We start from the raw sequence: 24,353 nt of genomic DNA on the forward strand, positions 1-24,353 counted from the left end.
CACTTCCTTACAAATTCATGATTGTCTTAACTTTTGCAATAATATCTTCAACTTGTGGAACCGCCGCTCTTTCTAATTTTGGATTATAAGGAATCGGTGTTGCCACGCCGCCCAATCGACTGACCGGTGCATCCAAATAATCAAATGCTTCACTTTCGCCAATAATGCTGGCAATTTCAGCGCCATAGCCGCCGCGTTGCACTGCTTCATAAACGACTAACGCACGGTTTGTTTTCTTGACGGATTCAATGATGGTTTTTTCATCTAGCGGAACTAATGTCCGTGGATCGATCACTTCAACGCTGATTCCTTCTTTTTCCAATTGTTCAGCGGCTTCCAACGAACGATTTACCATGATTCCTGTAGCAACTACCGTTATGTCGGTTCCTTCTCTTTTTACATCTGCCACACCAATCGGGACTTCAAATTCTTCTTCCGGAACCTCACCTTTTTCGTTGTAGAGTAATTTATGTTCAAAGAAGAGAACTGGATTATCGTTTTTAATTGCTGAAATCATCAATCCTTTTGCATCGTAAGGGTTTGAAGGTTGGACAACGATCAAGCCAGGGATGTGCGTCATCCATGCTTCTAAACTTTGGGAATGTTGCGCAGCAAACCCTAATCCAGAACCACTAGGTAAACGAACGACGGCAGGCACTTTCGTTTTTCCACCAAACATGTAGCGCATTTTGGCTGCCTGGTTGACGATATTATCCATGGCAATGACGACAAAATCCGAAAATTGAATTTCCAAAATCGGGCGCATCCCCATCATCGCAGCACCTACTGCACACCCACTGATCGCCGCTTCCGAAATTGGCGTAATACGAACTCGTTCCGGTCCGTATTCTTCCAACATGCCGTTTGTTACTCCAAATGCTCCACCATATATTCCGATATCTTCCCCCATGATAAAGACATCTTCATCTGCACGCATTCTTTGTGACATCGCTTCTCGAATCGCTTCAGCATAAGTTATTTCCCGCAATCTATACCATCCTTTCTCTTTATGCATAAATATCTTCTGTCAAAGAATCTAAGCTCGGTTCCTTGCTTTTTTCCGCAAACGTTACCGCTTCTTCAATCTCGTCTTGTACTTTTTTCTCCATTTCGTCGTACGTTTCTTCTGTAAGGATCTTTTCTTCCAACAAACGGTTTTTAAAAAGCCTAATCGGATCTTTTTCGTTTCTCCAGTACTTTTCTTCTTCCCTCGTACGGTATTTGCGCGCATCACTGCGGGAATGCCCTCTCCATCTGTACGTTTCCGCTTCGATGAGCGTCGGTCCTTCTCCTCTTCTTGCGCGCTCTACAGCTTCTGCAGTCGTTTCTGCAACTTTGATGACATCGTTGCCGTCGATCGTAACTCCTGGAATACCGTAAGCTTTCGCACGTTCGGAAAGATGTTTGATATTCACCATTTCTTTAATGGAACCTGACATGCCATACAAATTGTTTTCACAGAAGAAAATGATCGGTAATTTCCAAATCGAAGCTAAATTCAATGCTTCATGAAAAGCGCCTTCATTTGTTGCACCATCACCGAAAAAACTGACAACGACATAACCGAGATTTTTCATTTTCGAAGCCAATGCCGCTCCCGTTGCAATCGGCAGTCCCGCTGCTACGATTCCGTTTGCACCTAAATTGCCTACATCCAAATCGGCGATGTGCATCGAACCGCCTTTTCCTTTGCAATATCCCGTTTCTTTACCTAACAACTCGGCCATCATGCCTTTGACACCCGTTCCTTTTGCGATGCTGTGGCCATGACCGCGGTGCGTGCTAGTTATTTTGTCTTCCTTTGATAAAGGAAAACATGCACCGACCGCCGTCGCCTCCTGACCAATGCACAAATGCATGGTTCCATGAATCCTCCCTTGCTGATAGAGGCTTTCCACTTTCTCTTCAAAACGACGAATGAGCAACATGTCGTATAACATTTGCAATTTATCCTCTGCTGTAATTTGAATCATGCGCGATCCTCCCATTATTTGTATTGCCACCCTTATACACATGCAAAAATCATGCCAACTTTCTAGAGAATGTTTTTCTTGGGTAAGCGTTGTCATTTTGTTGATTTTTTTCAACGCTTTGTATTAAAATCAAGTCAAACGTGATGCGCATTTGAAACAATGATGCAATTTTTCATCACAAAATGAGGTGATCTTGCATGAATCCAATACCATTTGCAAATGCGAACATCATCGGGGTCATCATCATCGATTCCATGGGGGAAATTGAGTTTGTCAATGAGTTGGCGAACAAATTCTCCTATTACTTAAATGACATCGTTGACCTCGTATGCCGTCATGGAGGGACGTATTTCAGCATTTTGCAATATCCTGCCGAAGTGGAAACGTTTCCTTTATATGACGGGAAACAAATCATTTTGATCAAACCGATCAACGACCTTGTCAGACTGTGGAAAGAAAACGAATCGTTGGAAGAGTTAAGATACGAACTGAATGAAATCATCAATTCAGCCTATGATGGAATCGTCATTGCGGATGCTGATGGCGTCATCATCCACCAAAACCCGTCTTATGCTAAAATCACCGGTTTGCCAGCTTCACAATGCATCGGACGGCATTTGGGCGATCTGGAAAAAGAAGGCGTCATTGACCGCTCGGCTACATTAATCGCTTTAAGAGAAAAACGGCCAGTGACGATTACCCAAAAAATCAACACCGGTGCAACCGTTTTAGTTTCAGCCGTACCTATTCGAGATAAAAACGGAAATATTACGAAAGTCGTCAACAACGTGAGGGATTTGACATATTTAAACAATTTACAATCAGAAAAGAAAAAACTGGAGGAAAAAAACAAAGCGATTCAGAAGGAGTTAGAGGCGTTAAAATTGCAGAATAATCCTACCCTTTCGATCGTCGCAAACTCCGAAGCGATACATAAGGTGCTCGATCGGGCACTAAAAGTTGCACGCATCGATTCGGGCATATTGATTGAAGGGCCGTCGGGATCAGGAAAAGAAAAGATCGTCGAGCTGATCCACCATCATAGCCATCGCAGTAAATACCCATTGATCAAAGTCAATTGTGCAGCTATTCCTCATTCATTGCTGGAATCAGAGTTGTTCGGTTATGAACCAGGTGCATTTACCGGCGCGCATAAAAAAGGAAAAAGAGGATTAATCGAAGCGGCAAACAATGGCACGTTTTTCTTGGATGAGATCGGGGAAATGCCGTTGGATCTTCAAGTGAAATTGCTGCGCGTGTTGCAAGAACAACAAATTACACGTATCGGGGGCACGAAACCAATTCCCGTCAATATCCGCGTCATCGCTGCTACGAATAGAAACTTGAAAGAAATGGTTGAAAAAGGGGAATTCCGCGAAGATTTATTTTATCGCTTGAACATCATCCCGATCAAAATTCCGCCATTGAAGGAAAGAAAAGAAGATATCATTCCGTTAACATATCATTTCTTAAAAGACATTAATAAAAAATACGGCATCAATCGCCAATTTTCACAGGACGCTCTCCATATGTTTACACTGTACGATTGGCCGGGCAATGTAAGAGAGTTGAAAAACTTCGTCGAACGTACAGCTCTCATGAGTTCCCATACGGAAATCACCGTCGATGATATTATGAATGAATTGCAAATCGGAAATGAACGATTGATCGAATCAAAACCAGATGCCATCCATATTGACCCTACCGCCATTTCCTTGAAAGAAAAAGTCGAAGCTTATGAGAAGAAGATTATCGAAGAAACATTGCCGTTATTTCCAAGTATTCGCCAAGCGGCAATAGCCTTGAAAGTTGACCAATCCACTTTAGTAAGAAAAATCCAAAAATATCGAATTAATAAACCCGTTTGAGTTTCCATATGAAAAATTCTCTCAAAGCAGCGATCTTTGAGAGAATTTGATTTTGCGACTTGATACTGTTATGAAAGGGCTTTCATTTGCATCGTTGAGCGGACTTTGTCCTAGAATGACAAAGAAACAAATGTTCAAGCAATTTTCAATCGTTCATACTGAGGTTCATTTTTGCTAATTTAATTACGCTTCAAAATGAATGATGCGGTCACTTACTTTTTCAAGTAGATGGATATGATGGCTTACAGCTAATATACCGATGCGTCGGGTTTTTATTAGATGTATGAAATGGTGCCATATTTGCGCTTGGGTGATCGCATCGAACATACTCGTCATTTCATCCGCCAAAATGTACCTCGTTTCAGGACTAAACGCCCGGGCAATACAAAAACGTTGCAATTCTCCGCCGGACAATTCGTGAGATTGGCGGTTAAACCATTCGGTTTGAATGCCCATCATGTCCAAAATGTCATGATCAAGCCCTTCCACTTCGTTTAATACGTCATTCATTTTCCATTTCGGATTGATCGCTTTTTCGGGATGTTGCCAAATGAGCTGCACCGGATGAACAGCACATTTGTTTACGATTTCAATCACATTTTTGCCGTCAACGGTGACTGCACCTTCGCTTGGCGGCATGTAACCGGCGATCACTTTCAACATGGTCGTTTTCCCACTTCCACTTTTCCCGTACATCCCTACAATTTCGCCAGGTCGAATCGTAATATTCACATGTTTAAACAGCCAATCGGATTTATCGTATTTAAAACTCAAATCGATGACTTCAAGCATAAAAACACCTGACCTTGTCGCCCCCATGAATTGTTTTTAAATCCGGATGCCTTTCTTTGCATACCGTTTTGACCTTTGGACAATGTTCGGCAAACAGGCATCCCCTCGAGTTTTCCGTCGTTGACGGTTGAAAATGGTAAAACGGTTGAAAACCATTTTGCGGCAACGCGTACCACAAGGCTTTCGTGTATGGATGCCTCAAGTGTGCGCCTCCCATTATAAAGTGTTTGCGTGCGACGATTTCCACCGTTTCCCCGGCATAAAAGACGGCAATTTTGTTGGCGATTTTTAACGCGGCTTCGATATCGTGCGTGATGAAGATGATCCCTTTTTCTTGTTCCGCCAACATTTTCAACAAACGCAACATGTCGTTTGCCGCTTCTTCATCCAATCCGTTCGTCGGCTCATCCGCAATGATCAATTTTGCATCACTTGCCAATGCCATGGCGGCAAATACACGACGCACCTTGCCGCCCGACAAGTTGGATGGCAGTTGTTTCATTGCCTTTTTGTCCAAGCCCACTTGAAAAAATATCTCTTCAAGCTTCCGTTTATTCTTTATTTTCAAAAACGATTTAACTTGTTTCTCGACTTTCATCAAAGGGTCAAGCGCATTCGTCAATTGCGGGATGAGCATGATTTCCTTGCCGCGCAGCTCTTTTTTCTTCTTATCCGAGAGCGGTTCATTTTTATATTTCAAGACGCCTTCGACGACGGCATTTTTCGGTTGAATCCCCAAAATGGCGTCAGCGAGCAAACTTTTCCCTGATCCGCTTGCACCGACGATGGCGATGATTTCCCCTTTGCGGATGGTCAGGTGGAAATCACGGATGACGGCTTGGCGAATTGGATTCAACCCTTTTTCGTAGCGTTCAATCGTCATCGACAAATGCTCCACTTCGAGCAGATATTCATTTTTTTCCGTTTGTGGCATTCTTTTTTGAAAAAAATTTGCATCAGGCAATATGTTCATTGCACAAATCCTCTCTTTAGTTCGGATTGAAAAATTTTCGCAAATTGTTTCCGACAGCATCGAACAGCGCAACCAGGAAGATGAGGGACAAGCCCGGGAAAAAAGCGAGCCACCATTTTCCGGCCGTCAAATATTTCATCGACTCCGCCAAAATAATACCGATGGCCGGTTGTTCCGGCGATAAGCCGAAACCTAAAAACGTAATCGCCGATTCATGCAAAATCGCATGGGGAAACAGCAAGATGAAACCGACAAACAGTTGTGGCAAAACGTGTGGAAGATAATGCCGTTTGACGATCCAGCTTCGTTTCTTGCCCAAATTTCTGGAAATATGGACATATTCCGCCGTCTTCAATTGCATGATTTCGGCCCGGATGACGCGCGTCAACGTCGGCCAGTGCGTCAAGGCGATGCCGATGACGACCCCTTTTAAGCCACCACCTAAAACGAACGAAATCAACATTAAGGTGACTAAATGCGGTACGCTTAAAAACAAATCGATCATCATCGTAACGAGATGATCAAACCATTTGTTCAAAGAAGCGAAAACGGCCAAAAGAAATGCGATGACGGCACTTGCTGCAGCCGCCAACAATCCGACTTGAAAACTTACATTCAATCCTTTCAACGTCCGCATGAACATGTCCCGCCCGAGCCAGTCCGTTCCGAACGGATGCATCAAGGAGGGGCTTAAATTTTTTGCGCTCATATTTGCCTCAATGTGATCGGTGCCGATGACAAAACCGGAAATGATGATGGCCAAAAATACGGATAATAAGCCAACCAATTTTAAGACAACGATCGATCGATTTGATTTCGGTTGCGTCTTTGATTGTTTCACTTTTTCGACTATGCGTTTTTCTTTCATCATACCGTCTCACCAGGCTTTATGCGCCGATCGATGACCGTATATAATCCGTCCGCCATTAAATTGCCGATAAAGACGAATGCAGTGCTGAAAACGACGATTCCCAACAGCAATGGGACATCGTTGTGCAAACCTGCTTGGACGAGCGCTTGGCCCAAACCTGGATAACTAAAAACTTGTTCGACCAAAACTGCCCCGCCGAACAGTTCGCCAAATGTTGCAAAATGGACGGATACCGCCGGAAGCAATGTGTTTCTAAAACCGTGCCGCCAAATCAGCGTAAACCCGTATTCCCCTTTTGCACGCGCAAAACGAATAAATTCGCTGTTTAACGTTTCAATCATCTTTTGCCGTGTATGTAAAATGATGTTCGCTCCTCCGACGACGCTGAGCGTAAGCGCCGGAAGCACGATATGTTTGAGCCGATCGAACCATGTTACATCCGCTTTCAACATGCCAACAGGCGCGCCGAGTCCGATCGGAAACAGTCCGAGCCAAACGGAAAAAATAATCAAAAACAAAATGCCGATCCAAAACGCCGGGGTGGAAGCGAGGATGAAACTGTACGTTTTAATCACCCGGTCAACCATCTTGCCTTCATTCATCCCGGCGATGGCACCTAAAACATATCCGACAACGCCGGATAACGTCCAAGAAAAGCTCATCAACCAAAATGAAGGGGAAAATCGTTCTTTAATGACCGTTAAAACATCTTGCCGATAAAGGAGCGACACACCAAAATCCCCTTGGACGAATGTGCTGAACCATTTGAAAAATTGTTTCAACTTCGGCTCGTGCAAACCGTAATATTCCGCAATTTGCTCTTTTTGCGTTTCACTGACGACCATCATTTCCGCACCCAAATATGACTGGATGGGATCGACCGGAGAAAAACTGACCAATGTAAACGAGAGGACGATGACCATGATTAAGATGGAAAAGAATTTGATCATACGAAGCATGATTGTTTTAATTAACTGCGAAATTTGCAATGTTGCCTACCTTCTTTCCATTGTAATTACTCTTCCCACTTCCAGTCCGCGATAAATTCCGTAATCGGCCAACCATGCCCGTGCGGTTGGATTTTTTGTTCCCCGATATCCAAATTTTCATTGACGAAATACAAATGTTCGAGATTGACCAACCATGCCCATGGGGCATCGCCTAGTGTCGAAAAACCGGTCGCACCGTCCCATTGCGCCTTTTTCCAATATTCATTCGCCTCTTCCTCGCTTGAAGCGTTGAGGGCTAGTTCAATATACTTATCGACCTTTTCATTTTTGTAATAATTCGGATTGAAAAAATCGACGCCTTGATGTCTGCTGTGATAGACGTAATAGATTTCAATCGGGTCGTGGCTTCCCCAGCCGAACAATACCGGGGTCGAATGCATGACTTCCGCAATTTCCGTCCAACTTTTCCCTTCGGTCTCCACTAGTATGCCAAAATCTTTCATCATTTGCGCAAAAGCAACCGCCAACGATTGCCGCGTTTGGTCGTTTGCAGGGTAAACCAACGTGAAGCGGGCCTCGATGCCGTCTTTTTCAAAAATGTCGTTTTCGTTTCTTTCCCATCCTGCTTTATACAACATGTTTTCCGCTTCTTCTTTCTTTCCGTCTTCAAATGCCGTCTCTTCGTTCCACCACGGCAATTTGTCCGCGATGGAATAAGCTGGCGTGCCGAAACCTTCAAGCACGTCTTCGACTAATTGCTCCCGGTCGACAGCTAGATTGATCGCCTTTCGAATGGCAACATCGGACGTCACTTCGTGGCCGATTTCCTTACCCGTTTCCGGATCGACGGTTGGTTCGACATACGGAAACATGATCCCCCGGTTGTCGACACTTTCCAATCGGACCAACTTCATTCCGGGTATGTCTTCTTTCGCCAAGTTTGCCGGTACAGCGGCGGTATCGACTTCCCCGGCTTTCGCCGCTAAAAACGCGGCATCTTCATCCAAAAAAAGGAAAGTCAACCGTTCAAAAGGTGATTTTTTACCGTAATAATACGGATTTTGTTCGACGATCAGTTGCTGGCCTTTGTCCCATTGGACGAGTTGATACGGTCCGGAACCGATCGGCTCCTGGTTGTAGTTTTCCGAATAAGCGTGTTCCGGAACGATCCCGAGCATAGCAAGCATGTAAATGAACGTTGATTGCGGTTTTTCAAGAGTGAATTTCACTTCATAATTGTTTGTTTTTTCAATTGACGTTACATGTTGCAAATCGACGACGGATGCGGCATGTTTGGCCGTTTCAAAAGTGAAAACGACATCGTCGGCCGTAACCGGTTCCCCATCGGAAAATTTGGCATCATCACGGATTTTCACCGTCCATTCCAGACCATCATCGCTCACCGCATAATCCGTCGCCAAATCATATTCGACTTCGAAATCACGGTTTAACGTCAACAATGTGCTTTGAAATAACGGCGAACCGTAACGGCCCCAACCCGTCGTCGGGTCGAAACCGTCATCCGGTTCGGAACCGATTGCCAATACTAAATGATTTTTCTCATTTGAACCGACATGCCCCTCGTCCACATGCGAGCTCGAAACTGAGCAGGCTGCCAAAATGGTGATCATGAACAACATATGGAAAATGAAGGTTCGATTAAGAATCGTCATCGATAGCTCCTCCCGTCAATCTTTCAAACATTTCATCGCCGCAATTGCCGCTTGCCCCAAACTGATGCCATTATCATTCACCGGCGTTTGGCCGTCAAATAACATTTCGATGCCCGCAGCTTCCATCATTTCGGAAAGGTCGGCAAGTAATAAACTGTTTTGAAAGACACCTCCCGATAAAACGACGCGATCGATTTCGTATTGTCGGCTTAACGAGCGGATCGCGTTCGACACGCCTTGGGCGAGGCCGCGATGGAATGCCCGTGCGATCGATGACGGCGAGTTCCCCTTTACTTTCGCTAGAATCATATCGTGCAACAACGGACGATAGTCGAGTTCTTTTCCCGTCCATGGAAAACGATAAACTTCTTCCCATTCGCCTTTTGTCGCGATATGTTCCAACCAAATGGCCGCTTCCCCTTCAAAAGAAATGTCATGGTGGAAACCTAAGATGGCGGCGGCGGCATCGAACAGTCTGCCGACGGAAGTCGTCGGAAAGCAGTGGATGTTTTTCGCTTTAATTTTCCGCGCGTTCGTAAAATGCGGCGGCAAACGCAACTTTTCCTCGAGCATTTTTATATCATCCTTATCGTCGACAAAACCGGCGAGGGCTTGCACCGGCATTGTCGCCGCTGCATCACCGCCGACGAGCACCGCTTTCCGCAAGTGGCCGACCCGCTCAAAGCCTCGGCTCAGGCTGCCGACAAACATTTCACCGCCCCAAATTTCACCATCTGTGCCATATCCGGTTCCATCAAAAATGATCCCGATCACTGGGCGTTCAAATTCGCCTTTCATGGCCAACACGGATGCCAAATGCGCTTCGTGGTGTTGAATGGCGACATGTTTATATCCGTTCATCTCTTCGGCATATTGTGTCGTAAAATAACTTGGGTGCAAATCGTGGGCGATGACCGTGTCTTTTAAGGAAATGTTGAACATTCGCAAATAGGATTCGAGCGTCTTTTCGAACTTCAATTGTGCGGCGTATTTCGTCATATCCCCCAAATGGTGGCTCATGATAACTTTATCGTCTTTGATGAGCGTAATCGTATTTTTCAAATCGGCTCCGACCGCCAAAATCGGCCGTTTTGTCGCCAATGCGATCGGAAAAACCGTTTGAAATCCACGTGATCTGCGGATCGGGAGCATCCCTCGTTTCGTTTGTTTGACGACCGAATCATCCACACTCCGTTCAATTGGCCGTTCACCCACCAGACAAGCACAGTCGATCGCTTCAGCGAATCGAAAAATGTCTTCATCTTGATGGATCGTCGGCTCACCCGGATAGTTCGCACTTGTCATAATGAGATACTCGGGAGCGCCAAAATGAAACAAAATATGGTGCAAAGCCGTATACGGCAACATGATGCCCAAGTCTTTATTGTTCGGCGCTATGACGTCCGGAAGAACGCCTTTTGATGCCAACAAAACGATCGGCCGTCGTTGGGACGTCAGCAATTTGCGCTCCTTGTCTGAAACATGTGCGATCCTTTCAACCGCTTCCATGTCTTTTGCCATCATGGCAAAAGGTTTTCGTTCACGATGGATCTTCTTCCTCAACCGTTTGATCGCATCAATGTTTGTCGCGTCGCATACCAAATGGTAGCCGCCATTGCTTTTGACGGCGATCATCTCTCCCGAATGGAGCAAACCGACCGCTATTTGAAACATCATTTCACCGTCATATACATTTCCTAAATGATATAAACGATAGTCCGGGCCACAGTTTGGACAACTATTCATTTCTGATTGATAACGGCGATCGTTCGGATCTTCATATTCTTTGCGGCAGGCAGCGCACATTTCCCAATGTTTCATCGCCGTATGTTGCCGTTTAAATGGCAATGTTTCCAACATCGTATATTTTGGTCCGCACGAAGGACAACTCGTATAAGGGTATAAGTACCGTCGATTATTGCGGTCGAACAACTCCAAAAGACAGTCTTCGCAAATGGCTTCATCGGAAAACACGGATTCGTTGATGAACGGTTCAAGCATTTCCTTGTTATTCATAAACTTCTGCGCCTCTTCCCATCTATGGAATAAATTTGATTTAAAATACAAGTTGATTTGACCGTCATACATATCTGAAGATGGTATCCGCATTAAAAGGTGTTTTAACAAATTCTCGGAAGCGGATCTCCGACCAACATATCGACCGCCCTGGTTCCGCCAAAACTCGAGCGCGCAAGGACGATATGTCGTTCGCTCGCTTCGACGACTCCAATCACCGCCGCATCTTCTCCGCCCGGAACTTGCCGAATGGCGTTCAACGCTTTATCGGCATATTCCTCCGCCACAACGGCGATGAATTGCCCTTCATTGGCGATATGCAACGGATCCAAACCGTGAATTTCACAAGCCCCACGCACTTCCGGACGCACTTTGATCGCATCTTCTTGCAAGACGATGGATGCTTTTATATCTTTCGCCAATTCATTCAGCGCGGTTGCGACGCCGCCACGCGTCGGATCGCGCATCCATTTGAGCCCGGGCGCCGCTAGTTCGATGAGACGTGATACGAACGGCCAAACGGATCGGGTGTCCGATTGGATGTTTGCTTCCAAATCGAGTTCGCCACGGGCAAAAAGGATGGTGATGCCGTGATCGCCTATCGGACCGGAAAGGATGATTTTATCTCCCGGTTTCACACGGTCCGCGGATAAATTCACCCGCGGGTCGACGAGTCCGACTCCGGCTGTCGCGATGAACAATTTGTCGGCTTTCTGGTACTCGACTACTTTCGTATCGCCGCCGACGATCGCAACGTTCGCTTTTTCAGCCGCTTCTTGCATCGCTTTAATTTCCGCTTCCAAAATCTCCGTTTCCAAACCGGCTTCAATGATGAGCGTTGAAACGATCGCCAAAGGTTTTGCACCACCCATGGCGATGTCGTTCACGGTTCCATTTACGGCCAGTTCCCCGATCGAACCTCCTGGGAAGCGTAACGGATTTACGACAAAACTGTCGGCGGTAAATGCCAGTTTATTCGTCCCCGTTTCGATGTAAGCCGAATCGTTTAACGTCTCCAAATTGAAATACGGCGCGAGCAATCCGTCGATCAACTTGCGACTCGCTTTTCCGCCGGCGCCGTGCTGCAATTGGATTTTCGCATCGGTGAACGTGACTTTTTCTTTCAGAATGATCGCATCCCCTTTGCATCAAGTTTTCTTGCGTTCATCGTCCAACGATCATTGACTCATCGTGGAAAACATATGGTTGTAATATGTTGCGCATGCCCCTTCGGATGAAACCATGAGTGCACCGACCGGGTTTTCAGGCGTGCAAACTTTGCCGAACAATTTGCATTGATTCGGTTTGATGATCCCTTTCAACACATCGCCGCAACGGGCTTCTTTGTTCTCTTCGATATTGATTTTTTCGATGTTGAAGTGGACTTCCGCATCCCATTTGGCAAATTCCGGGCGCAGTTTCAACGCAGAATTATGGATGCCGCCCAACCCGCGCCATTCAAATATCGTACGGTCTTCAAACACTTGGTCCATCACCTGCAACGCTCTGACATTTCCTTCATCCGCGACTGCACGTTTATATTGGTTTTCGACTTTCGTTTCGCCATTTTTCAGCTGCTTGATCAACATTAAGATGGACTGCAACAAATCCAACGGTTCAAAACCGGAAATGACGACAGGTTTTTTATATTTTTCGGCAACGATGTTGTAAGGTTCAGCGCCGATGACGACCGAAGCATGTCCAGGACCGATGAAGCCGTCGACTTTCATGCCCGGTTGAGCCAAAATCGATTCCAGTACAGGGATGATTTTGACGTGATTGGAATAGACGAAAAAGTTGTCCACGTCCAATTCTTTCGCACGTAACACCGTCAAAGCTGTCGATGGTGCGGTCGTTTCAAAACCGATGGCAACCAAAAGGACTTTTTTGTCTGGGTTTTTGATGGCGATATCCAACGCATCAAGCGGCGAATAAATCATCCGTACATCGACGCCCATCGCCTTGTACGTCAATGGCGAACCGTTTTTGCCCGGCACGCGCATCACATCGCCGAATGCGGTGAAGATGACGTCCTCATGTTTTTCCGCCAAAGACAACGCTTCGTCCACCCGCCCTGGAGGGAGCACACAAACCGGGCAGCCCGGGCCATGGATGAACTCGATGTTTTTTGGCACCAATTCATGCAACCCGAAATGGAATATGGCGTACGTATGGCCGCCGCAAACTTCCATGATGCGGAAATGGTCGTCCGGCTCGACGATTTTTTCAAGTTCTTCCAACGTTTTTCGAATCAGTTCCGGATTTCTGAATTCATCAATGAATTTCAACTTCGTCACCTCCAAATTTCATGTGGCACAGTCACTCAAACTGGTATCCTTTCACTTCTTCCATCGCTTCTTCCTGTTCACCGATCGCCTTGAGCAGCTCCAACTGTTCGGTCGCTTCCTTTTCGCTGATTTTGTTCATCGCAAAGCCGACATGGATCAATACCCAGTCGTTCTCTTTTAAACCTTCGTTCTTCAGCAAACTGACATTCACTTTCCGCTTCACGCCGGAAACATCAATCATCGCATATTGATAGTCGTCATCGAGCAATTCGACAATCTTCCCTGGAATGGCCAAACACATACGATATCCTTTCTATTAAAAATAACCCTCAAGCACTGCAGCAATTACTAATATGATTAATGATAGTAAATAAAGAGGAATCATTTTTTTCATTAAACTTAAAGTAGCTCTAATAGATTTTGTAAAAAGCAATGTAAAAAGCAAATACTGACTCATTCCTTGATAAAGTAACATATTAGGAAATTCTAATAACCCGTGTGGAATCAATTTGCTGATGGTTTCTTCTGAACCTAGGTTTCTGTAGGCGATTGCAATATGAAAAGCTGAACCTGCAAAATCTGTCAACTGTAGAATTGGAGAAACGAGAAAACCTAATATATACATTATAAAGTTTCTTAAGTTATGTTCTAAAACAAGAAACATAAAGTCTTTCCCCAATTTTTGGGGTTCTGAAATAAATAAATCCGTATCTAATATAAATGCCAAATAAACACCAATACTCACAGCAAATATACAATAGAAAAAATAGTATATAAGAAATATTTTTAATCTTCTCTGTATCAATTCGTCCCTCCTTTTGATCCAATAGTAAAAAGTATGGTTAATATTAGGATTAATATAGGTAGAGTAAACTTTAATATTTTCGATTCATTACCAATTAATAGCAATTCGGTTTTTCTGTAATATACTATTCCTATCAGAAGAATTATAGGGATGGATAAAACACTTTTAAAAATTACTGTGATATCGGAATTACTAAGGATGATTCCTATTAACCCCATTATAGCTGTTAAAATTAATGCCAAAGAATACAAATAGATAGAACTTGCTTTAAATCGTTTATATGGGCTAACAATTAAAGAAGATTGTATTGTTTCTACTCTTGATTTGTCAATCATGATTTCTTCCCTATTTGACCCAATTAATATTTCCAAAACAGTAATAAAATTTATATAAATAATTATTAACGCAGAAATTCCTGGTACATTACTCAGAAGATATTGACCAAAGTATAGGATTAAAGATGCAATAATGCCAAGTAAAATCAAAAGTATTTTATTATTTGCTGCATATAATAAAAAAATCCGTGTCATACTTCCAGTAATATAGCTATTATCGGATTTTTTCAGGAAAGAAACCCCAGATGGCATACGATAATAATTATTAAGATAAATAAAGATGATAAACAATTGTATAATTAGTAGAATGATAGAAAAAATTATTAATGATTTCAATATAAGCCACATTTGTAATAAAAAAGTCAATCTGATAATAAGCTTGACTAAGATAGATGTCAGTTGGGATAAAAATGAAATTACAATTACACCCAAAGAGAAAATAACGACAAGATACTCTTTTAATACTAATATGTAAGTGAGTGATATTAAAAATGCCAAAAATAATTGAAGAGCATATCCTTTTGTAATTGTGAAAAACAAATGCTTCAATAGTAATGTATTAGAAATTGCTACAAGCCCCGGCTGTTGTTTTCCATAAGGTAATATACATCGATTGATGTTCGCTGTCCCTATCATATATATAGAAATAGAAGAATACAAGGAAAGGTAACTGGCGTCTACTTTATTATGATAGAAAATTAAAGTCAAGATAATTAAAAAAGAGAAAAAGATCACCCCAAAATAATTGAGGTAACCTAATAAGCTTCGATCATGTAATTTAAATAACTTCTTTGCCATTTTTCTTAAAAAGCCTCCGCTTTAGCCTTTCCTTTTTTCTTTAATATATATGGGACTGATGCAAGTAAAGCTGAACTTATAGAACCAACACCAGTTATTGCTCCAATAATCGAAATCACAAAGGTCACCGATTGGTATTTATCTAATAAATCAACAACAGCCCATGCAGATGCAGTAGAGATACCTAATTGTCCTGCAAGAAAAGGTGCATTACCAATAGCCAGGGCAACCATAGATATGGCAAGAAGTGTAAGAGATAAAATTGCAAATGACTTTCCATTTTTTGTTTCTACCATAATAAAAACCTTTTGCTAATTTTCATGTATAATTTTAACATTATTTACAAAAAAACGTAATAAGTAAATATATTATTTAAATAATCTACTTTGTTATTCTTATCCCAAGGCTTGAACAGGATTCATTTTTGATGCTTTGCTTGCAGGAAGAATTCCAAAAATTACACCTATAAGCATAGAAAGTATTCCAATTATAATAACTGGCAAAGATATCAATGACGGTCATCCTACAAAATAAGAAATTAATGCTGATCCACTTAAACCAAATATTATGCCTATTATCATAGATTCAATTAAAAATTGAGTTAAAATTTGAAAACGAGTAGCACCCAAAGACATACGTATACCGATTTCTCTTGTTCTCTCTGTGACAGAGACTAGCATGATATTCATTACACCAATACCACCAATGATTAATGAGATACTGGCAATACTTCCTATCAAAAATGTCATAATTCTGTCACTTGTTCTATTTTTGCATTAACTATAAGTTTTGATAGAGTGAGACTACCAAAAATCCAGTTATTACAATACCTGCTAAAAGTAATACCACTATTTTTTTTGTATTAATATCTTCTTTCTTCTTTAGTTCTAGAAAAAGTAAAATCCATATGATTAAAGATAATAAATATAAAAGCATAAAATACACCTCCTAAAAACTATTAATTAAATTATAATATGATTTTTCCACCTTTTTCTCTAATGTAATCCGTAACCACTTCTTTTTTAAAAGTCACAAAATATCGTTATTCATAGTTATTTTCTACGAATGTTTTGGGTAGTGACATTATAATTACAAATAACAACTTATTATTCATTTTTTATACCCCCAATTTAAGGTAAAAGTAGTATATCATTACATTTTTTCCTGTTAATAATAACTAATAAAAGAAAAATTTTAAAGGAGGAGTTTGATGTTTGAAAAAAAACTTAGACGGCACAACCAACACAATAAATTAGTTGTGCCTTTTCCATTTCTCTTCAATAGTGTTTAAATATTCATTTGGTTCTTTTTTGAATCTTCTTTGTTTTATATGCTCGCCAATACGTTGTTCCCATTTATTCGCTTCAGTTTTATATGCTGAATAATTAACATTTTTTATCATTTGTAGCCCTTCCTGTTCATTAGAGACATTTTCTACAAATACAATGTTTTCACCGTGTCGGATAATATATCGATTCCAAGTCCGACTACCTGTGATTCTTCGGTGTTTTTGCTTTATTCTTCTAAAAAAGAGTTCTAAATCATTATTCGTTCTCGGTATAAGTGGATAATCATAAAAGGTGAAAAGTCCTTTCCAAAATCCTTTACTATACTTTAATAGGTTCTCTACAAACGGTTGATCTTCTTTCCGATTGAGCTCTTTTTCCATTTGGTTTAAATATTGCTTCAATCTGTTTTCGACCCAAAAACTTGTTTTATTCTCAGAAGGTTCCATAATGGTGGTAATCCTTTTAAATCGTGTATCCCAACGTTTTACGAGTTGATAATCTTCCTTATAGTTATCCACATTTCTGACTATTCTGAACAACTTTTCAAGTAGAGGAGTCCCCTTTTTTATCCAGGCATTTTTCAATCGAATCTTTAATCGCATTCGTTCGTTCAAAAACACAAGTGCCTGGTAATTCGAATGGTGGCTTACCATCTTCTAGAAGAACGGATCGAATAGCCGCAATATAGTCACTTGCTACCTCTTCTTCTATGTTTTTAGATGGAGAATTTTCAATTTTTCTTTCAACTTCCCTTATTCCCCTTAGCTTCTTTTTGATATTCGTTTTTAGTTTTCTATCTTTTTCAACTAATGGTTTGGCTATGTCTTTAAAGTAATGAAACTGACAATATTGATACGGAATATCTGGAGCTATTTGTTCAATTGCTAAACGAATGGATTGTTGCCCATCACTGATAAAACCTTGGATTGGATAACCCCAGTCTAAAATGGGTTGAATAATACCTATCAGTTCTTGAGAAGCACTGCTTTTTAAATTATGTGCAGCTAAAATAGTACCACTAAGAACTTCACGGATGACATACAATGTTTCGTTACCTTTTTCGGGTTGGACACCATCAATAGATAAGACAAGTCCTCCATGTTCTTTCACAATATTTTCTAATGTCTCTTTCATATTTTCTTTAACGCTTGCCCGCAGTAATAACGCATATCTTTCATAAAGTTTCTGTACTTGCCTCTCAGAAATTTTCACTTCTTTTTCCGATAATATAGTAGCTATCTCAGATCGAGTCTTATGTTCTTTAAACCGTAAATATCCGATATATGCGATGACATCCATTCCATAAGTAATGTGCTTCATACTTAATTGTTCGGCTTCAGCTGAACGATATACGGTGTCATTAGAACAGGAGTTATTCTCACATCGGTATCCTAGATTTATGATTTTAAATTCACCTTTTAGGGTAGAAATTGTTTTTCTCCAAACAGGGTGACAGTATACTAATTTATTACCACATTCTGGACAATTAGTTATCTCGGGTCTAAAGTATTTTGATTCGATTGGATTTAATCTATTTTTGGTACGCATAAATAATCACCAACTTAAATAAAATTCAGGTCTATTATAACCTAAATTTAATGTTGGTGTTATTTATTCCGTCTAAGAAAAAAAAAAAATTAGCCGATGAAAATGCGGTAAAACAATACGATGAAGTTTTAAAAAACATAGATTCTTTGACAGAAGATGAGGCTAAAACTGTATTAAAACAGGTTTATATGAGATTAGATATTGTGGAGAACGGAAAAAGGATATAAAAGCGAACAGTGCGTAAAGATTTAATCTCACAATTTAAAGATTTAATTAGAATTGAAAAATTAAAAAAGAAAATAATAAAACAAATTAAATAAAATTTGCATAATTTTTTAATAAAACTTATTTTCTTTTTATGTTTGAAAATTTTCTGTTATAACAATTTTTCATAGATTTTGGTTTTCCATCTATGAATTTATCTCATCAAAATATTAACAACCATCTAAACCGAGATTTCCACGTGTCAAAGCCAAACGAGAAGTGGGTGACAGATATTACAAGAATCCCGCCAAGTCGATCTAACGATGGGGAAACTATACAATGCAAAATTTTTTCAAATTCTACGGGATTCTTCCGGATTCTCGAAAAATAAAAAACGACCGCAAACGCAGTCGTATCAATGGTTTCACGATTTTCGTTCTGAAACGATCGGATATTAAGAATGGAGACGGTGGGACGTGCTGATCCATGCTTTCGCAATGGCACTGACTATATCTTGAACCTAAACAGGTCCTCCGGCGTGTTATGCGAAATTTAGATTTGCCGTACGGCAGAATTTCGCATCCTAGTACTACCTTGAAGGCAGCCTATGAGTCGATACACGGCTGTTGGATTGCTCCACATACCGCTCGGTGTTGCCATATCGCAGAAACGACTTAGGTTTCACCGATTAAGCCGGATTTTCACTTGTGTGTTGCCACACAAGGCGACTATTTCCTAATCGAACCCACGTCCAGAGATATCGCCACTTAAGCATCTACGAGCGTATCCGACATATTTAACATTTCACTGTTCCTTAGCCTGTCGGCAGGCATCCGGACAGCTAGTCTGATTCGTCTCTTCCCTCTTCCTCAGACGGCGGAATCGGGCGTAGCCCACTTAAGTTGAACCCCTTTTCCTCCACATGGGCGATGGAAGAAAGGAGCCTTTAGCATTAAGCAGCTAAAGCGTAGTTGTTTTGTTTGCCAGTTATCTTTAGGCGACGTTGATGACGGAGACGATCCCTCCGGCTCGCAGCTTAAGCTCGATCTATCCCTGTCGAATCCAAAACGTCCCCGTTTTATTCGAGCTAGTGCTTGAGAAATATATTCAACTGGCAACGACATATATTATTATAACAAAAACAATATATTTTTCAATTGTCATTTATTGTTATCATTAATAGATCCCTTTTTGTTTTTGTTGAAATGCCCGTTCAATTTCTCTTTTCGCTTCTTTTCGTTTTAAATCCTCCCGCTTATCGTATTTCTTTTTCCCTTTTCCTAGCCCGATAAGCACTTTCGCAAATCCATTTTTAATGTAAAGCTTCAGCGGAACTAATGAATAACCCTGTTCTTTTGTGGCCCCGATCAGCTTATTGATTTCTCTTCGGTGCAAAAGAAGCTTTCTCGTTCTTAACGGCTCATGGTTGTATCGATTTCCCTGCTCATACGGGCTGATATGCATGTTATGAAGAAAAACTTCCCCTTTTTCCACTCTTGCGAACGCATCTTTTAAATTGGCGCGGCCGGCGCGAATCGATTTAATTTCTGTTCCCTGCAGGACGATCCCAGCTTCATACGTTTCTTCAATAAAATAGTCGTGGTGCGCCTTTTTATTTTGGGCAATCAGTTTCCCTTCTCCCTTTGACATTCTCTGTCACCCTTTCGTGAAAATTAGGGGTAAAGATTATTATAGCAAATGAACATTTTCGCCTCAATCAAGATTCTTTCTAAGTGAACTTTTGCTGTTTCAATGAGTTTGTTTTTTAGACATCTGGCCTCGCTTTAACGCTTTTTCTTCTTCCGCTTCTTTTTCGATACGTTTTTATAAAACTTTTTCTTTTTTGATTTCGGCGGTCTCGTTGACCATTCTTCCTCTTCTTCCTGATGTTTGCTCTTAATCACCTTCACCGTTTCAGGCCGTGTTGATTTTTTTCGTTTTTTTCTCATACCGACAATTTCAAAATCGATGGATCGTTCCTCTTTATCAACATTCACAACGCGGACGGTAATTTCATCGCCGATGCGGTAAACATTTCCCGTTCTTTCGCCGATCATCGCATAATGACGTTCATCATAATGGTAGTAATCATCCGTCATATAGCTTACATGAACGAGACCTTCAACAGTATTCGGGAGCTCGACAAACATGCCGAAGTTTGTGACAGAACTGATGATTCCATCAAATTCTTCCCCAATCTTATCCAGCATAAATTCTGCTTTTTTCAAATCATCCGTTTCACGCTCCGCATCAACAGCCCGCCGTTCCATATTGGAAGAATGTTCTGCAATTTCCGGCAAAATTGATGCCCATTTCATCTGTGTCTTTTCGTCTATTTTCCCTTCAAGCAAATATTTGCGAATGAGTCGATGAACTATCAAATCGGGATAACGGCGAATCGGGGAAGTAAAATGGGTGTAAAATTCGGTCGACAATCCGAAATGCCCGACGCTTTCCGGATGATATTTCGCTTGCTTCATAGACCGAAGCATGACAGTTGAAATCACCATTTCTTCAGGTTTTCCCCGTACTTCATCTAAAATTTGCTGCAAAGCGCGCGGATGAATATTGTTTCCTGTTCCCTTCACGACATAACCGAAATTTGTAATAAATTCCAAGAAACGTCTTAGTTTTTCCTCATTCGGTTTTTCGTGAATTCGATATATAAACGGTACATTTAACCAGTGAAAATGTTCTGCTACTGTTTCATTTGCAAGCAGCATAAATTCTTCAATTAACCGTTCCGCTACAGATCGTTCCCGAATAATGACATCATACGGTTTGCCTTTCTCATCCACCAAAACTTTCGCTTCCTTAAAATCAAAATCGATAGCTCCGCGAAGCATTCTTTTTTTCCGTAAAATCGCCGCAAGCTCCGCCATATCCTCCAGCATGGGGACAATTTCTTGATATTTTTCCCGAAGCTGTTCATCCTTTTCAATCAAAATTTTATTGACATTTGAATAAGTCATCCGCTCAGCGGAGCGAATAATACTTTGAAAAATATCATGCTGAACTACGTTCCCATATTCATCCACAATCATTTCGCACGATAATGTCAGACGATCCACCTTCGGATTCAGCGAACAAATTCCGTTTGATAAACGATGCGGTATCATCGGAATGACGCGATCAACTAAATATACGCTTGTCCCGCGTGCAAATGCCTCTCTGTCAATCGGAGTTCCTTCTTTTACATAATAACTGACATCTGCGATATGCACGCCAAGCTTATAGCAGCCGTTATTTAACTTTGTTACTGTTACGGCATCATCCAAATCTTTTGCATCTTCACCATCAATAGTAATGATTAATTCGTTGCGAAGGTCTCGTCTGTTCTTGATTTCCTCGCTCTTAATCTCATCAGGTGTTTCGTTTGCTTGCTTTAATACATCATCCGGAAAGCTCAATGGCAGCTGATGCTTATGAATGATTGATAAAATATCGACGCCAGGATCATTTTTATGGCCTAAAATTTGTACGACTTCTCCTTCTGCACTCATTCGTCCTTCAGGATATGACGTGAGTCGGACAATTACTTTATGACCTTCAACCGCCCCATTTGATGCATTTTTCGGAATAAAAATGTCGTTGACAATCTTTTTGTCGTCAGGTATGACAAATCCGAAGTTTTTGCTTTCCGTATATGTTCCGACAATTTCCGTTATTCCTCTTTCCAAAATGCGTATGACCGTGCCTTCCTGTCTCGCTCCGCTTGTTTTCGGGCTTAGCCGCACAAGAACTTTGTCTCCATGCATCGCATGATTCAGCTCGCCGGGCGGAATGAACACGTCATCAAAACCTGGTTCATCCGGTTCAACGAAAGCAAATCCGCGGGCATGTCCGACCAGTGTTCCGCGGATCAAATTCATTTTTTCTGGAACACCGTATCGATTTGCTCTCGTTCGCACAATGAGGCCTTTTTCTTCCATCTTATTTAAAGTAATAATCAGCTTTTTAAATTCGTCTGCGTCCTCTAGCTGAAAAGCTTCTTCTAATTCCTCCACAGTCAAAGGTTTATAGGCCTCTTCCTTCATAAAAGAAAGAAGCCTTTCAGCTAATTGCATATCGGGTTCTGCCAATACGATAACCTCCTTTTACTCCTGCCAATCAAGGCTCTCTAAAAATTCATAGACGTCCTGATGCAGTTCATCTCGCTGCTTGTCAAGCGTAATAACATGCGACGATTCTTCATACCATTTGATTTTTTTTATATTTGAGCTTACTTCGTTATAAATAATATTTGCACTATCCGGATTGATCATTTCATCGTGCCGCGCCTGAACCACAAATGTCGGGGCATAAATCATATCGACATTTTCTCTCACATCAGAAATCAAACGCTGCAGAGCTTTCAACGTTTTCATTGGTGTTTTTTGAAACTCTTCCATTTCCGCCTCAATCTGTTCTTCCGGCTTTCCTTCAAATTGTTTATATTTGCGGGCATATTTTAAAATCCCTTTATACATCGTTTCTTCGCTTTTAATATACATCGGGGCGCACATTGGAATAATTCCTTTTACAGGTACAGTGTATCCCAGTTTTAAAGAAAAAACTCCTCCAAGAGACAAACCGGCAACTGCAATTTCTTTAAAACCTAAGTCTTTCAGATGTTCGTAGCCGCCCATCACATCTTGCCACCAGTCATCGGGACCGGTATGAACCAATTCTTCCGGAGGAACCCCATGGCCTTTATATTGAGGGGCATGACAAGTATACCCTTTATCTTGCAAAAAACGCCCAAGCATCCGCACATCTGCTGAATTTCCAGTAAAGCCGTGAAGCAGCAGTACAGCACGATTCCCACCTTCAAACGTAAAAGGTTTCGGCGGTAAAACTTTCATTTTAAAATCTCCTTTTCTTTTTAAATTCTTTATTTTTTACAACGAACCGTAGTATGAAAAAAGTTTAAATTCCATTATATACCAAAAACATTGTTCATTCAACTGCTTTAATTTCCCATAGAAAAAAGGCCTGTTTGACAGACCTTTCTAGCTATTATAATCCAAACCATGAAACAGCAATTGCTAAAACAAAAAATAACACAGAAAGAACGATTGTAATACGATGTAAGATTAAATCTATTCCACGCGCTTTTTGCTTCCCAAAAAGCTGTTCAGCACCACCGGAAATGGCTCCAGATAATCCAGCACTTTTTCCAGACTGCAGTATCACCACAGCGATCAGCGCAATAGATACAATTGCTAATAGTATGACAAGCAGAGTATGCATGTCCACTCCACCTCCTAAAAAAACGCACATTACAATAATTTTAATGTATCATAAATTGGCTCATTACACAATAGCGTATCCATTCAGAAAATACGAAAGCGGATGTATTGAACCAAGTCATCCAACTCTGTATTACCTTCCACGATGTTTTGCCTTCGCTTTTAAACGCTTTAACTCTCTTTTTCGCTTGATGAGAGCTTCGCGAAAGCTCCTTGCGCAAAACTTTTCTCTCTTTTTTACGATGCTCCAATTCTAGCTGAAGGGCTGTTTGTGCATATGTGGAAAGCGGCCTTGTTTTCATTTCCTTTGCAGCTTCACGCTGCAGTCGCTTCGGATTTTTGCGCTTTTTCATTTCAAGCGGCACGGCGGTTGTTGTGCGGCACTTGTGCAGTAACGATAGCATCGGACCATTCGCAAATGCCAAAACTTCATCATCTTTTGGCTCTGGACGAAATACGTAGCGAACCGCTTTTAAAGCTTCACCTTCCTTTTGCTCAACCACACCGATCCAGAATTGTCCATCGTAAAAAAAAGTCAACTTCATGAAAGGTCCCTCCTTGTAAAACGTAACGACAGCGATGGACATCCCAAGGAGGGGAAGGATACTGACACTCTTTCGGAGTGCGCCCGGACTACCAACCGGGACTGTGTTTTTATGCTGTCTATGTTTTTATTATATGTTTGTTTATTGGCAATAAGAAAATATTTACACATCGTCTAGGCTATGATTTTGTGTGC

Annotated in this window: 23 protein-coding genes, 1 other RNA gene and 1 pseudogene; 1 reads left to right on the top strand and 24 read right to left on the bottom strand. The window is 41.5% G+C overall.

The window, feature by feature from the left end; translation table 11 throughout:
- Positions 1–7: 7 nt before the first annotated feature.
- Together NSQ94_RS15155 and pdhA are read right to left on the bottom strand one after the other, a co-directional pair.
- Complete coding sequence (locus NSQ94_RS15155; RefSeq protein WP_339229588.1) at positions 8–988, bottom strand: alpha-ketoacid dehydrogenase subunit beta; 981 nt, start codon at positions 986–988, stop codon at positions 8–10.
- Between the two features lie 19 nt (positions 989–1,007).
- A complete protein-coding gene (gene pdhA, locus NSQ94_RS15160) occupies positions 1,008–1,973 on the bottom strand; it encodes a pyruvate dehydrogenase (acetyl-transferring) E1 component subunit alpha (protein WP_339229590.1) in 966 nt (321 codons plus the stop codon).
- A 197-nt stretch (positions 1,974–2,170) separates the two neighbouring features.
- On the opposite strand from pdhA, the gene NSQ94_RS15165 reads away from it, so the two are divergent.
- Positions 2,171–3,841: a sigma 54-interacting transcriptional regulator gene (locus tag NSQ94_RS15165; RefSeq protein ID WP_339229592.1), complete on the top strand. Its 1,671-nt coding sequence runs from the start codon at positions 2,171–2,173 to the stop codon at positions 3,839–3,841.
- Between the two features lie 183 nt (positions 3,842–4,024).
- Here the strand turns inward: NSQ94_RS15165 and NSQ94_RS15170 are convergent, their stop codons facing one another.
- From NSQ94_RS15170 to NSQ94_RS15275, 22 genes and pseudogenes are all read right to left on the bottom strand, one after another.
- On the bottom strand, positions 4,025–4,633 hold the full coding sequence (locus tag NSQ94_RS15170; protein WP_339229594.1) for an ATP-binding cassette domain-containing protein: 609 nt from the start codon (positions 4,631–4,633) through the stop codon (positions 4,025–4,027).
- On the bottom strand, positions 4,626–5,606 hold the full coding sequence (locus NSQ94_RS15175; RefSeq protein ID WP_339229596.1) for an ABC transporter ATP-binding protein: 981 nt from the start codon (positions 5,604–5,606) through the stop codon (positions 4,626–4,628). The genes NSQ94_RS15170 and NSQ94_RS15175 overlap by 8 nt, the downstream gene beginning before the upstream one ends.
- A 16-nt stretch (positions 5,607–5,622) precedes the next feature.
- Positions 5,623–6,477 (bottom strand): ABC transporter permease, encoded by an 855-nt coding sequence (locus NSQ94_RS15180; RefSeq protein WP_339229597.1) that lies wholly within the window; start codon positions 6,475–6,477, stop codon positions 5,623–5,625.
- Positions 6,474–7,466, bottom strand: a complete 993-nt coding sequence (locus NSQ94_RS15185) for an ABC transporter permease (RefSeq protein ID WP_339229599.1) — start codon at positions 7,464–7,466, stop codon at positions 6,474–6,476. The genes NSQ94_RS15180 and NSQ94_RS15185 overlap by 4 nt, the downstream gene beginning before the upstream one ends.
- 26 nt (positions 7,467–7,492) lie before the next feature.
- Positions 7,493–9,100, bottom strand: coding sequence for an ABC transporter substrate-binding protein (locus NSQ94_RS15190; protein ID WP_339229601.1), 1,608 nt, complete (start codon positions 9,098–9,100; stop codon positions 7,493–7,495).
- Between the two features lie 15 nt (positions 9,101–9,115).
- Positions 9,116–11,116, bottom strand: coding sequence for a carbamoyltransferase HypF (hypF, locus tag NSQ94_RS15195; RefSeq protein ID WP_339229602.1), 2,001 nt, complete (start codon positions 11,114–11,116; stop codon positions 9,116–9,118).
- Positions 11,117–11,220: 104 nt separating this feature from the next.
- Positions 11,221–12,168, bottom strand: coding sequence for a hydrogenase expression/formation protein HypE (gene hypE / locus NSQ94_RS15200; protein ID WP_339229603.1), 948 nt, complete (start codon positions 12,166–12,168; stop codon positions 11,221–11,223).
- A 126-nt stretch (positions 12,169–12,294) separates the two neighbouring features.
- Entirely contained in the window at positions 12,295–13,413 is a 1,119-nt protein-coding gene (hypD, locus tag NSQ94_RS15205) for a hydrogenase formation protein HypD (protein ID WP_339229605.1), read from the bottom strand.
- A gap of 22 nt (positions 13,414–13,435) precedes the next feature.
- Positions 13,436–13,705, bottom strand: a complete 270-nt coding sequence (locus NSQ94_RS15210; protein WP_339229606.1) for a HypC/HybG/HupF family hydrogenase formation chaperone — start codon at positions 13,703–13,705, stop codon at positions 13,436–13,438.
- A 15-nt stretch (positions 13,706–13,720) separates the two neighbouring features.
- Entirely contained in the window at positions 13,721–14,209 is a 489-nt protein-coding gene (locus tag NSQ94_RS15215; protein ID WP_144597779.1) for a stage II sporulation protein M, read from the bottom strand.
- The gene (locus tag NSQ94_RS15220; protein WP_339229607.1) at positions 14,206–15,342 is read right to left on the bottom strand and encodes a hypothetical protein; all 1,137 of its coding nucleotides are present in this window, start codon (positions 15,340–15,342) and stop codon (positions 14,206–14,208) included. Before NSQ94_RS15220 ends, NSQ94_RS15215 begins: the two co-directional genes overlap by 4 nt.
- Before the next feature lie 5 nt (positions 15,343–15,347).
- On the bottom strand, positions 15,348–15,638 hold the full coding sequence (locus tag NSQ94_RS15225; RefSeq protein ID WP_339229608.1) for an uberolysin/carnocyclin family circular bacteriocin: 291 nt from the start codon (positions 15,636–15,638) through the stop codon (positions 15,348–15,350).
- Positions 15,639–15,737: 99 nt separating this feature from the next.
- Positions 15,738–16,105 (bottom strand): annotated as a pseudogene (locus NSQ94_RS15230) (FtsX-like permease family protein); the annotation flags it as partial.
- 17 nt (positions 16,106–16,122) lie between these two features.
- A complete protein-coding gene (locus NSQ94_RS15235; RefSeq protein ID WP_158640179.1) occupies positions 16,123–16,278 on the bottom strand; it encodes a hypothetical protein in 156 nt (51 codons plus the stop codon).
- Between the two features lie 316 nt (positions 16,279–16,594).
- Entirely contained in the window at positions 16,595–17,149 is a 555-nt protein-coding gene (locus tag NSQ94_RS15240) for a hypothetical protein (protein ID WP_339229550.1), read from the bottom strand.
- Between the two features lie 25 nt (positions 17,150–17,174).
- Complete coding sequence (locus NSQ94_RS15245; protein ID WP_152642860.1) at positions 17,175–18,179, bottom strand: transposase; 1,005 nt, start codon at positions 18,177–18,179, stop codon at positions 17,175–17,177.
- Between the two features lie 940 nt (positions 18,180–19,119).
- Positions 19,120–19,450, bottom strand: a transfer-messenger RNA (tmRNA) gene (gene ssrA / locus NSQ94_RS15250).
- A 109-nt stretch (positions 19,451–19,559) separates the two neighbouring features.
- Positions 19,560–20,033, bottom strand: a complete 474-nt coding sequence (gene smpB / locus NSQ94_RS15255; RefSeq protein WP_063386953.1) for an SsrA-binding protein SmpB — start codon at positions 20,031–20,033, stop codon at positions 19,560–19,562.
- Between the two features lie 134 nt (positions 20,034–20,167).
- Positions 20,168–22,450, bottom strand: a complete 2,283-nt coding sequence (gene rnr, locus NSQ94_RS15260) for a ribonuclease R (protein ID WP_311067323.1) — start codon at positions 22,448–22,450, stop codon at positions 20,168–20,170.
- A 30-nt stretch (positions 22,451–22,480) separates the two neighbouring features.
- Positions 22,481–23,227 (bottom strand): carboxylesterase, encoded by a 747-nt coding sequence (locus NSQ94_RS15265; RefSeq protein WP_063386954.1) that lies wholly within the window; start codon positions 23,225–23,227, stop codon positions 22,481–22,483.
- 154 nt (positions 23,228–23,381) lie between these two features.
- Entirely contained in the window at positions 23,382–23,615 is a 234-nt protein-coding gene (secG, locus tag NSQ94_RS15270) for a preprotein translocase subunit SecG (protein ID WP_063386955.1), read from the bottom strand.
- 40 nt (positions 23,616–23,655) lie between these two features.
- Entirely contained in the window at positions 23,656–24,159 is a 504-nt protein-coding gene (locus tag NSQ94_RS15275) for a YjdF family protein (protein ID WP_327847992.1), read from the bottom strand.
- Positions 24,160–24,353: the final 194 nt, after the last annotated feature.

This window comes from Aeribacillus sp. FSL K6-2833, assembly GCF_037965815.1.
In the GTDB taxonomy this organism is placed as follows: Bacteria; Bacillota; Bacilli; order Bacillales; family Aeribacillaceae; genus Aeribacillus; species Aeribacillus composti.